Annotated in this window: 5 protein-coding genes and 1 other RNA gene; 5 read left to right on the top strand and 1 reads right to left on the bottom strand. The window is 71.5% G+C overall.

Translation table 11 applies throughout. From position 1 onward, the window contains the following. Positions 1–118 precede the first annotated feature (118 nt). The 3 genes from F1599_RS07210 (at position 119) to F1599_RS07200 (ending at position 7,560) form a co-directional block, all read left to right on the top strand. Positions 119–433 (top strand): hypothetical protein, encoded by a 315-nt coding sequence (locus tag F1599_RS07210; protein WP_370639541.1) that lies wholly within the window; start codon positions 119–121, stop codon positions 431–433. Between the two features lie 144 nt (positions 434–577). Continuing rightward, positions 578–3,895 carry a PD-(D/E)XK nuclease family protein gene (locus F1599_RS07205; RefSeq protein ID WP_223819521.1) on the top strand — a complete coding sequence of 1,106 codons (3,318 nt, stop codon included), beginning with the start codon at positions 578–580 and terminating at the stop codon, positions 3,893–3,895. Then, a complete protein-coding gene (locus tag F1599_RS07200; RefSeq protein ID WP_150082640.1) occupies positions 3,892–7,560 on the top strand; it encodes a UvrD-helicase domain-containing protein in 3,669 nt (1,222 codons plus the stop codon). Before F1599_RS07205 ends, F1599_RS07200 begins: the two co-directional genes overlap by 4 nt. A gap of 195 nt (positions 7,561–7,755) precedes the next feature. On the opposite strand, the gene ffs is transcribed toward F1599_RS07200, so the two are convergent. Next, an RNA gene (gene ffs, locus F1599_RS07195) (signal recognition particle sRNA small type) lies at positions 7,756–7,854 on the bottom strand. Between the two features lie 216 nt (positions 7,855–8,070). Between ffs and F1599_RS07190 the strand changes: the two genes are divergently transcribed. Both F1599_RS07190 and F1599_RS07185 read left to right on the top strand, forming a co-directional pair. Continuing rightward, a complete protein-coding gene (locus F1599_RS07190; RefSeq protein ID WP_150082639.1) occupies positions 8,071–10,593 on the top strand; it encodes an adenosylcobalamin-dependent ribonucleoside-diphosphate reductase in 2,523 nt (840 codons plus the stop codon). A 99-nt stretch (positions 10,594–10,692) separates the two neighbouring features. Then, positions 10,693–12,043: DNA polymerase III subunit gamma/tau (locus tag F1599_RS07185; protein ID WP_150082638.1), on the top strand; the 1,351-nt coding region annotated here is incomplete at its 3' end.

Here is a 12,043-nt window from a genome sequence, read left to right as displayed (position 1 = left end):
CACGGCGCGCGTAGAATGAACACGTGCCGGACAAGGCCCGGCGCAGCCCCTCCCAATCGATCAGGCCACCACCATGACGCCCGAAGACGATCCGACCCGCGATCCGACCCGCGACCCGATGCGCGATTCCGTACGCGATCCCGTGCGCGATCCCAGGCAGTTGCCCGAGGCGAGTGCCGACACGGATGCCGACGCGCCGACCGATCCCGCCGGCGCCGAGCACCTGGGCGACGCGCTGGCCCATCTGAGTACCGCGGTCGAAGAGAACAGCATTGCGGTGGGCGCGGCCAAGGGCCTCGTCTACAGCATCATCGAAACGCTCGGTACGCTGGTCGGCGATCCGGACCTGCCCGAGCATGCGCGCTCCGGCTACGAAGGGCTGCTCGAAACCGCGCGCGAGATCCGCGCCCGCATCGAAGGCGAGCGCTCCTGATCCCGAGCGCGATCGCCTGACGCCGGCGCGGGGCCGCGCGGCGCCGATGCGGCGCGTCCGCACGGTTCGCGCCGAGCGCTTGCCGATGTCCCCACGATTGCCATTGCTTCCGCCAGCTTCGCCCCTGCCATTCCACCCCGCTACATGACGACGCTGCGTTTCCGCCCCGGCCGCGACTTTCTCGACAATGCCGCGGCCGCGGCCTGGTATTTCCTCGACCGCTGCGAGCAGCACGGCCAGAGCGCGTCCGCCGCGCATCTGGTGGTGCCGACCGCGGCACAGATTCCGGGCGTGCGCCAGGCGCTGGACCGCGCCGCGCGCGCGTCCGGCACCCCGCGCCTGCTGCCGCGCATCCTGACGCTGGGCCATTGGCTGCTCGACTTTCCGCCGGCGATGCTGCATGGCGACAAGGTGCGCAGCCACGCCGCGCGCCTGCTCGCGGTGCAGCAGGCGATCCGCGGCCAGGACTGGCTGCGGCGGGCCTTCGGCGCGCAGACCGAACCGGCGGCCTGGGGGCTCGCGCAGACCGTGCTGACCGTCTGTGACGAGCTGTCGGCGCGATGGCTCGAGGACGCCGCCATCCGCGACGACGACGCGGTGCTCGCCGAGGACCGCGCCAGCCTGTTGCAGGAGGCGCTGCAACGCACCTATGCACATCTGTCCGAGCGTTTCCTCGGCGAGGAGGCGCGCATCGTGCTGGCGTTCTGGCAGGCGCTGTCCGGGCCTGACGATCCGCTGCCGGCGCGCCGCCGTGCGTTGCAGGCGCTCGCCCAGCAACTGACCGGCCCGGTGGTCTGGCTCGGCCCGACGCCGCCGACGCCGATCGAGGCGGCCTTCCTGCGCGCCGCGGCGGAGATGGCGCCGGTGCTGGAGATCGGCTACGACTGGCGCGGCGAGGCGGCCGAAGGCGAGGCGAGCGACGAGGATCAAGAGAGCGACGAGCGGGAACACCGCGGCGCGCCCGCGGAAGCGGCGATCGACCTTGCGCTCGATGGTGCCAATGGACGCGCCAAGGGACGCGCCAACGGTCGCCCCAACGATCACGCCAACGATGGCGCTCACGATGGCGCCGACGCTCCGGATGGCGGACGCGGCAGCTGGTATCGCACCTTGCTCGAGCTCTGGCCCGAATGCCGTCTGCCCGCTGATACCACCGCGGTGCCGTCGCTGCCGGCGCCGCGCCTGCCGGTCGACCGCCCGCGCGTGCGGCTGATCGGCAGCGCCCGCTTCGAGGACGAGGCGGCCGCCGCGGCGGACCAGCTGGTGCGCTGGCTCAACGAGGGCCGCAAGCAACTGGCGCTGGTCGCGCATGACCGCGTGGTCGCGCGCCGCGCCCGCGCGCTGCTGGCGCGCGCCGGGGCGCCGGTGCGCGACGAGACCGGCTGGAAGCTGTCGACCACGCGTGCCGCGGCCGCGCTGATGCGCTGGTTCGACCTGGTGGTCGGCGACGGCGATACCGCGGCGCTGCTCGATCTGCTCAAGAGCCCGTTCTGTCTGCCTCAGCTGCCGCAACGCGGCGCCGCGATCGCGCTGCTGGAGCGGCAGGTGCGCCGCCATGGCATCACGGGCGGATGGCGCCGGCTGTTGCAGCGCTTTCCGGCGGCGCCGCAGCCGCAGTGGACGGCCGACACCGGCCCGCAGGACGACGAGGAAGCGGCCGCGCTGGCCGCCGCCCAGGCCGCCGCTGCCGCGCTGCTGCGCCAGATGGCCGGCGAGGCACAGGCCTGGCCGCGCGGCAACGATGCGCGTCCGGTCGGCTTCTGGCTGCAGCGCCTGCAGACCACCCTGGACGCGCTCGACATGCGCGCGGCGCTGGCCGCCGACGATGCCGGCGCGCAGCTGCTCGACGCGCTGGCGCGGCTCGACGAGCTGCCCGACGACGAGGCCGGCGCCACCGCCACGCTGACGCTGGCCGAATTCCGCGCGATGCTGGCCGCGCTGCTCGAAGCGGTGGCCTACAAGGAGCCGAGCGAGCCCGCCGCCGCGCGCATCACGATCCTGCCGCTGAACGGCGCGCGCATGCGGCGCTTCGACGGCGTCGTGATCGTCGGCTGCGACGACGCGCAACTGCCGTCGACCGCCGCCGAGCTGATGTTCTTCTCCAACCAGATGCGGCGCGAGCTCGGCCTCGAGGACCGCGAGGCGCGCTTCGCGCAGCAGGCGCGCGACCTGGCCGAGGTGCTGCTGAACAACGACGACGTCGTGATGACCTGGCAGCGTTTCGGTGGCCGCGGCGAGCCGAAGCATGTGTCGGGCTGGCTCGAACGATTGGCGGTGCATTGCGAAGCCGCCGGCGCGCCGATCGGGGCGAGCGTCGTGCCTTCGCTGCACGAGGCCCGAGCAGAGGTCCGCAATATGCCCGCGCCCTCGGCACCGGAGCTGGCCCCCGCGCGCTGGACCGCGCAGTCGTACAACATGCTGCGCCGCTGTCCGTACCAGTTCTTCGCCGGCCGCATGCTGGGCCTGGCCGGCCTGGAAACGGTCAGCGACGACCTCGAGAAGCGCGATATCGGCGAGCTGCTGCACCAGATCCTGCTGCGCTATCACCGCGACGTGCAGGCACAGGACGTGCGCGACGACGCGGCCCGCATCGCCCATCTGCAGGCGGTCTCGCGCGAGGTCTTCGACGGCGTGATGGCCGAGGACGGCAATGCGATCGGCTACTACCGCCGCTGGCTCGCGGTGCTGCCTTCGTATGTCGCGTGGCAGGCCGCGCGCGAGCGCGAAGGCTGGTACTGGCATGCCGGCGAGCTCGACGCCGGCGCCGACCTGCCGATGCGCGACGGCCAGCCGATTCGGCTGCATGGCCGCATCGACCGGCTCGACCGCCATCGCGACGGGCGCCATGCGGTGCTCGACTACAAGACGCAGAGCGCCGCGCGCCTGAGGCGCAAGGCGCGCGACGCGCAGGAAGATTGCCAGTTGCCGTTCTACGGCCTGCTGCGCGCCGATGCGCGCGCGGGCAGCTGGATCGCGCTGGAGGACGGCCGCAACGAACCGCGCAGCGCGTCGCCGGCCAGCCGCCGCGAGGTCTCGCTGCCGGACTTCGACGAGGCGGTGGCGTGGCTGCACGAGCAGCTGACGCACGACGCGCTGCGCCTGCGCGAGGGCGCGCCGCTGCCGGCCTTCGGCGACGCCGCGGCGTGCACCTGGTGCAATGCGCGCGGGCTGTGCCGCAAGGGGTATTGGCAGTCGACTGCGCTGCCGGAAGCGGTCGCCGCGACGCCCAGATACGCGCACGAGCGCGCGCCCGCACAGCAGTCCGGCTCGCCGGAAGGGCGAACCGCCGACGAGCCGCCGGGGCGGCAAGGGCACGAGCAGATGAGCGAACAGGCGAACGAACAGGCGAACGAACAGGCGAACGAACAGGCGAACGAACCAACGAGCCAACAAGCGACCGAACCAACGACCGAACCAACGACCGCTCCATCGAGCAACAAGCAAGGAGGACCGCTGGCATGACCGTGCACGCCTATCTGCGCGACGGGCAGGACGTCAGCGAAGCCGAATTCACGCGCGCCGCCTGCGATCCCGCGCGCTCCGTGGTGGTCGAGGCCTGCGCCGGCAGCGGCAAGACCTGGCTGCTGGTGGCGCGGCTGCTGCGCCTGCTGCTGGCCGGCGCCGAGCCGAGCCAGATCCTCGCCATCACCTTCACCCGCAAGGCCGCCGAGGAAATGCGCGAGCGCCTGCTGGACGTGCTGGCGCAACTGGCCCGCGGCACCGACGCGCACGTGCTGGCCGCGCTGGAGCAGCGCGGCCTGTCGCCCGAGGCCGCGCGCGCCGCGCTGCCGCGTGCCCGCACCTTGCATGCGCGCGTGCTGGCCAGCCCGGGCCGCATCGCCATCGACACCTTCCACGGCTGGTTCGGCACCTTGCTGCGCGGCGCGCCGCTGGCCTCCGGCATCGTGCCGGGCGCGGCGCTGCGCGAGGATGCGCTGCGCATGAAGCGCGAGGCGTGGGCGCCGTTCTGGCGCGGGCTGTCCGCGCCCGAGGCGGCGCCGTACCGCGAAGCCTACGAGAGGCTGGTCGACGCGATCGGCGAATTCTCGGCGCGCGCGCTGCTCGACGCGATGTTCCACGCGCGCAGCGAATGGTGGGCGATGCGCGAGGCCGCGCCCGATGAAGATCCCGCCGAGCGGCTGGCGGACGATCTGGGCGACGACGCGCGCATCGACGTGCTGGCACAGGCGATGGCCGACGCGGCGCTGCGCGCCGACTGCGAGGCGCTGGCGGCTTCGCTGTCCCAGGCCGGCAAGACCGAGCAGGGCCATGCCGATCGCATCGGCGCCGCGCTGGCGGCAATGCGGACCTGGGCGGAGGCCGGCGCGCTCAGCGGGCAGCCGGCGCAGGACGCGTTCGGCTGCTGCTGGGAGGCCTTCTTCACCGGCAAGGGCGAGCCCCGCGCGCTGCGGCGCACCGCGGCGCTGGTCAAGGCCGCAGGAGGAGAGGCCGAGGCCGACGCGCTGCTGGCCAGGCACGCGGCACTGTGCGACGCCTTGCGGCAGGTCGCCGCGCGCCGTTGCGAGGCGGCGGTGCTGGCGCTCAATCGCGATCTCTATCTGCTGGGCGACACGCTGCTGGCGCGCTATCAGGAGCACAAGGGCCAGCAGCGCGCGATGGACTTCGCCGACCTTGAATGGCTGGCGGCGCGGCTGATGCGCGACGAGCAGACCGCGACCTATCTGCAGGTGCGGCTCGACGCGCGCTATCGCCATCTGCTGCTCGACGAATTCCAGGACACCAACCCGCTGCAATGGCGCATCCTGCAGGGCTGGCTGGCCGGCTATCAGGATCTGGCGGAACGGCCGACGGTGTTCCTGGTGGGCGATCCGAAGCAATCGATCTATCGCTTCCGGCGTGCCGACGCGCGGCTGTTCGACGTCGCGCGGCAGATGCTGCAGCGCGAGTTCGGCGCGACGGTGCTGCGCACCAACCGCACCCGCCGCAACAGCGGCAGCGTGCTGCGCTGGGTCAATGCAGTGTTCGACCAGGCGCGCGCGGAAGGACGCTATCCGCTGTACGAAACGCAGACCACCGCGCTGGACCAGCAGGGCGGGCCGGTGTGGCTGCTGCCGCTGGTTCCGGCGAACGGCAACGGCGGCAGCGACGGCAATGGCGGCAATGGCGAGGACGACAACGGCAACGGCAATGGCAACGCCAACGGCAACGGCAACGGCAATGGCAACGGCAACGGCAACGGCAACGCCAACATCGCCCCCGATTCCCGGGACACGCTGACACAGCCGCGCACGCCGCTGGGCGATTCGCCGCGCTTCGAGGAGGGCCGCCGCGTCGCCGCGTGGCTGCGCCATCTGCGCGCGACCGTGCCGGTCCAAGAGGGCGACGGCCAGCGTCCGGCCTGCTGGCGCGACATCACGCTGCTGGTCCGGCGCAAGACCTATCTGGCCGACTACGAGCGCGCCTTCCGCGAGGCCGGCATTCCCTGCCTGAGCCCGCGCCGAGGCGGCCTGCTGGCCACGCTCGAGGCGCTGGACCTGTCGGCGCTGCTGGCCTTCCTGATGACGCCCGAGTCCGACCTCGATCTCGCGCACGTGCTGAAGAGCCCGCTGGTGGGCGCCTGCGACGAAGACCTGATCGCGATCGCGCGGCTGGCAGGCAACCGCCGCTGGTGGCCGACGCTGTCGGCCGGCGAGGTTCCGCAGCACGCGTCTGCGGCCTTGCGCGAAGGACTGGCGCGCCTGCGCGGCTGGCTCGAGATCGCGCCGCATCGGCCGGTGCACGACCTGATCGACCACATCTATCACACCGGCGAGGTGCGCCGCCGCTATGCGCAGGCCGCTCCCGCGGAAATCCGCGAGCAGGTGCTGGCCAATCTCGACGCGTTCCTGAAGCTGTCGCTGGATCTCGACGGCGGCCGCTATCCGAGCCTGCCGAAGTTCATCGACGAGCTGCAGGCGATCCGCCGCGGCGACGAGGACGAGAGCCCCGACGAAGGCGGCATGGGCGATGCGGCGGAAGCCGAGGCCGACGAGCCCGAGGGCGCCGACGACAGCAATGGCACGCTCGACGCGGTGCGCATCCTGACCGTGCACGCGGCCAAGGGGCTGGAGGCGCCGTTCGTGGTGCTGCTCGACGCCAATCACAGCGAGCCGGCCGCCGATCGCGCCGGCATCCTGATCGACTGGCCGCCGTCGGCCGCGGCGCCGGTGCATTTCTCCGCGTACGGCAAGCGGTCCGAGCGTGGGCTGGCGCGCGCGGCGCGCTTCGACGAGCAGGCCGCGCTGGCCGAACGCGAGAACTGGAACCTGCTCTATGTCGCGATGACGCGCGCCCGCCAGGGGCTGATCGTCAGCGGCATCCAGCGCAACGGCAAGGGCGCGGGCGACGGCGAACCGGGCAGCGAGATCGCCGGCAGCTGGTATGTGCGCCTGCAGGTCGCGGATGTCGGCGAGCCGGTGCCACCGCTGCCGGACGATTACGTCGGCGTGCGTGGTGTCGCGTCGGGCGGCGTGGAAGGGCCGATCCGCTTCACCGACTTCCGCGCGCGCTATCGCGATGCGCAGCCCATGGCGCCGCGCGAAGCCATCGGTGCCGAGGGTGAGGAAGAGGGCGAAGAGCGCGACGACGAGATCGTCTTCGATGCCGCCGCTGCTCGCCATGGCGAACTGGTGCATGCGCTGCTCGAACGGATCACGCGCTATCCCGGCGCCTACGACGGCGTGCCCGATGCCGAGGCGGTGATGCGCTGGTTTCCGCTGGCCGGAGCGGGCAGCCCGCAGGCGCGCACCGAGTGGCGCGAGCAGGCCGAGGCCGCCGTGCAGGCGGTACGCACCATGCTGAACGCGCCCGCGCTGCGGCCGCTGTTGCTGGCCGAGGGCGCGCTCGGCGCGCGCAACGAGGTCGAGCTGTATGGCGCGCAGGGGCGCCTGCTGCGGATCGACCGGCTGGTCGAATACGCCGATCGCGTGGTGGTGGTCGACTACAAGCTGCGCCTGCTGCCGCAGGAGCACGCCGGCTACGCGGCGCAGTTGCGTCGCTACGAGGCCGCGCTGCGGCCGATGTTCCCGGGCCGGCGCATCGAGTCGGGCATCGCCACCGCGGACGGCGAATGGATCGCGTTGGGGCAACTGTCGGCGCCGCCGCCGCGGCAGGCGTCGCTGTTCTGACGGCAGCAGGGCAGCGGCAAACGGCGATAAGATGGCGCGTGAGCTACGGGCGAGGGGATAGGCGAACTACGGGCGAGCGCGGTCCCTCGGCAAGTCGTCGCAAAGAAGCGTGGGAACCCGGTGGGAATCGTGGCGTCGCGGCATGCCGCCGTGGCCAGCAGGGAAAAAGAAGGGGAAGGAAAGACAGGAAGGAAGGGGGACGAGCCTGACCCTCGGCACTGGCGGAAAACGGCTGTGGCTGCTTCGTTCCCGACCTGACCAGGTTGACCGCGCCGCCATGCGAGGAGGCCCGTCCGACCGGCATTGTAACCCAGAGTGCGTGCGTCGCGCGAAAAGCCGTCGTCGGCATTGCCAGATCGCATCGCGGGACGGCATGGCGGGGTGGCATCGAGACCCGATATCCGCATGCCGGATGCGGCAGGGGCGAGCGGCAAAATGACGGCGCAAATGACGGCGCGAATGACGGTGCGAATCCAACGGCGCCGACAAGGGCGATAGGTGAGCTGACCGATGAATGCCAACGAACAGATGATGCAGGCCGTACTGCCGCCGCAGGAAATCTCGGTCGAGGTGCTGCGCGAGAAGTACGCCAAGGGCGAGGAACGCAGCGCGGCCGATGTGCGCGCCCGCGTGGGCCGCGCCCTGGCCGAGGCCGAGCCCGAGGCGCAGCGCGAACGCTGGGCCCAGCGTTTTCTTGCCGCGCTCGAAGGCGGCTTCGTGCCGGCCGGGCGCATCCATTCCGCGGCGGGCACGCGCATCGAGGCCACGCTGATCAACTGCTTCGTGCAGCCGGTCGGCGACGCGGTGTCCGAGACCGTGGACGGCAAGCCCGGCATCTACGCCGCGGTGGCGCAGGCCGCCGAGACCATGCGCCGCGGCGGCGGAGTCGGCTACGACTTCTCGGCGATCCGTCCCTCGGGCGCGCTGGTGCGCGGCACCCATTCGCGCGCCTCGGGCCCGGTCTCGTTCATGAAGGTGTTCGATGCCTCGTGCGCCACCGTCGAATCGGCCGGCGCGCGGCGCGGCGCGCAGATGGGCGTGCTGCGCGCCGATCATCCCGATATCGAGGCTTTCATCCACGCCAAGGACCGCGGCGAGCTGACCAACTTCAATCTGTCGATCGGCGTGGACGATGCCTTCATGCAGGCGGTCGAGGACGATGGCGAGATCGACCTGGTCCACGTCGCCGAGCCGGCGCCCGAGACGATCGCCGCCGGCGCCTGGCGCCGCGATGACGGCATGTGGGTGTACCGGCGCGTGCCGGCGCGGCAGCTGTGGGATCAGGTCATGCAGGCGACCTACGATCACGCCGAGCCGGGCATCCTGTTCCTGTCGCACATCAACGACGACAACAACCTCCATTACTGCGAACGCATCGAGGCCACCAATCCGTGCGCCGAGCAGCCGCTGCCGGCCTACGGCTGCTGCGACCTGGGTTCGATCGACCTGACCCGTTTCGTGCGCGGTCCGTTCAGCGAGGCCGCGTCCTTCGACTTCGACGGCTTCCGCGCGCTGGTCGCGGTGGCGGTGCGGATGCTGGACAACGTGCTCGACGTCACCTATTGGCCCCTGCCGGAACAGCGCGCCGAGGCGATGGCCAAGCGCCGCATCGGCCTCGGTTTTCTGGGCCTGGGCAGCGCGCTGGTGATGCTGGGCGTGCGCTACGACAGCGAGGCGGGCCGCGCGCTGGCAGCGCGCATCGCGCAGACGCTGCGCGATGCCGCCTATCTGGCCTCGACCGAACTGGCGCGCGAGAAGGGCGCCTTCCCGCTGTTCGATGCCGACGCCTATCTGCGGAGCGGCTTCGCCAGCCGGCTGCCCGAGCCGGTGCGGGCCGCGATCCGCGCGCATGGCATCCGCAATTCGCATCTGCTGTCGATCGCGCCGACCGGCACCATCACGCTGGCCTTTGCCGACAACGCCTCCAACGGCATTGAGCCGGCGTTCTCGTGGACCTACCAGCGGCGCAAGCGGATGGGCGACGACAGCTACAAGGTCTACGAGGTCGCCGACCATGCCTGGCGCCTGTACCGTCATCTGGGCGGCGATGTCGAGCAGCTGCCGGACAGCTTCGTCACCGCGCTGCAGATGTCCGCGCTCGATCATATGAAGATGCTGGAGGCGGTGCAGCCCTATATCGACACCAGCATCAGCAAGACCGTCAACGTGCCGGAGGACTATCCGTACGAAGCCTTCCGCAACCTGTATCTGGAGGCGTGGAAGGCCGGGCTGAAAGGCCTGGCCACCTATCGGCCCAATCGCGTGCTGGGCGCGGTGCTGTCGGTCGCGGAGGCGGCGGGGCAGGGCACGGCGGGCACGGCCGGCGCAGCGGCCGCAACAGGCGCCAATGGCGACGATCCGCTGCGCAAGCCCTTCGAGAGCCGGCCGGTGGGCGATCTGGAGGGCGTGACGTCCAAGGTCGAGTACCTGACCTACGAGGGCCACAAGACCGTCTACCTGACCGTCAACTTCATGCGCGTCAACGGCGTGGTCGACGGCAGGCCCGTGACGATCGAGCGGCCGGTCGAGTTCTTCATGCCGGCCGGCCAGCGCAGCGAAGGCCAGCAATGGATTACCTCGACGATGCGGCTGCTGTCGATGGTGGCGCGCTCGGGCGGCTCGATCGCCAAGGCGCTGGCCGACATGCGCAACGTGGTGTGGGACAAGGGCACGGTGCGCTATGGCACGCTGACGCGGCAGGACGGCACCGAGGTGCCGCGCTTCCACGATTCCGAGGTGGCGGCGCTCGGCTACGCGCTGCAGCGCATCCTGATCAAGCGCGGCTTTCTCGATGCGGAGGGGCAACAGGTGCCGGTCGCCGCTCTGGGCGAGCGGCTGGCGCAGCGAGAAGCCGGGCTCGCGCAGGACGCGATGCCGCTGCGGGGTGCCGCGGCGCCCGGCGCCGGCCTGCCCGTCGGCGCGCCGGGCGTCGGCACCGGCAAGCCATGCCCGGAATGCGGTGCGCATGCGCTGCACAAGGTCGATGGCTGCGCCAAATGCGCCAATTGCGGCTACGTCGGCGAGTGCGGCTGATGGCCCGCTGAATCCCCGATCGACCCCGCGCCCGTTCCGCTTGCCGGGCCCCGCGACAGGCCGCCGGCCGGCGGGTCGCCATTTGCTACAATCGCCGCCATGAGTTACCAAGTTCTAGCGCGCAAATGGCGCCCCAGGGATTTCACCACGCTGGTCGGCCAGGAGCACGTGGTGCGCGCGCTCACGCATGCGCTGGAACAGCAGAGGCTGCATCACGCCTACCTGTTTACCGGTACGCGCGGCGTCGGCAAGACCACGCTGTCGCGCATCCTGGCCAAGGCCCTGAATTGCACGGGGGCTGACGGCAACGGCGGCATCACCGCGCAGCCCTGCGGGGTCTGCAAGGCCTGCACCGAGATCGATTCGGGCCGCTTCGTCGACTACATCGAGATGGACGCCGCGTCGAACCGCGGCGTCGACGAGATGGCCCAGCTGCTCGACAAGGCGGTCTACGCGCCGACGGTCGGACGCTTCAAGGTCTACATGATCGACGAAGTGCATATGCTGACCAACCACGCCTTCAACGCGATGTTGAAGACGCTGGAAGAGCCGCCCGGCCACGTCAAGTTCATCCTCGCCACCACCGACCCGCAGAAGATCCCCGTCACGGTGCTGTCGCGCTGCCTGCAGTTCAATCTGAAGCAGATGCCGCCCGGCCATATCGTCAACCACCTCGACCGCATCCTGGCCGAGGAGGGCATCGCGCACGACGGCAATGCGCTGCGGCTGCTCGCGCAGGCCGCGCACGGCTCGATGCGCGACGCGCTGTCGCTGACCGACCAGGCCATCGCCTACAGCGCGGGCGAGGTGTCCGAGGCCTCGGTGCGCGGCATGCTCGGTGCGATCGACCAGAGCTACCTGGTGCAGCTGCTCGACGCGCTGGCCGCCGAGGACGGCGCCGCGATGCTGGCGGTGGCCGACAGCATGGCCGACCGCAGCCTGTCGTTCGCCGGCGCGCTGCAGGACCTCGGTTCGCTGCTGCACAAGATCGCGCTGGCGCAGGCGGTGCCGGCGTCGGTGCAGGAGGAATGGCCCGAGGCCGGCGAGGTGCGGCGTCTCGCGGCCGCCTTCGATCCGCAGGAAGTGCAGCTGTTCTACCAGATCGCCAATCTCGGCCGCAGCGAGCTGGCGCTCGCGCCGGACGAGTACGCCGGCTTCACGATGGCGCTGCTGCGGATGCTGGCGTTCCGGCCCTCGGCGATGCCGTCGGCGCCGACGCCGGCAGGCCCGGCGACGGCCGGTGCGCGCAGGATGTCCGGCTCCGCGATGGCCGGTGTGGCCGGCGCCGCGGCGGCATCGGCATCGACGGCATCGGCTTCGGCAGCATCGGCTTCGCCGGTTCCGCACGGTTCGCCGGTTTCGCCGTCCGGCGCGGGTCCTGCCAGGTCCGCCGCCGGCACCGCACCGAATACCGCTGTCGCCGCCGCTGCCGCCCCGGCTGCCGCGCCCG

The organism is Cupriavidus cauae (genome assembly GCF_008632125.1).
GTDB classification, from domain to species: domain Bacteria; phylum Pseudomonadota; class Gammaproteobacteria; order Burkholderiales; family Burkholderiaceae; genus Cupriavidus; species Cupriavidus cauae.
The sequence above is the reverse complement of the archived record's forward strand: the minus strand, read 5'-3'. Positions and strand labels throughout refer to the sequence as shown.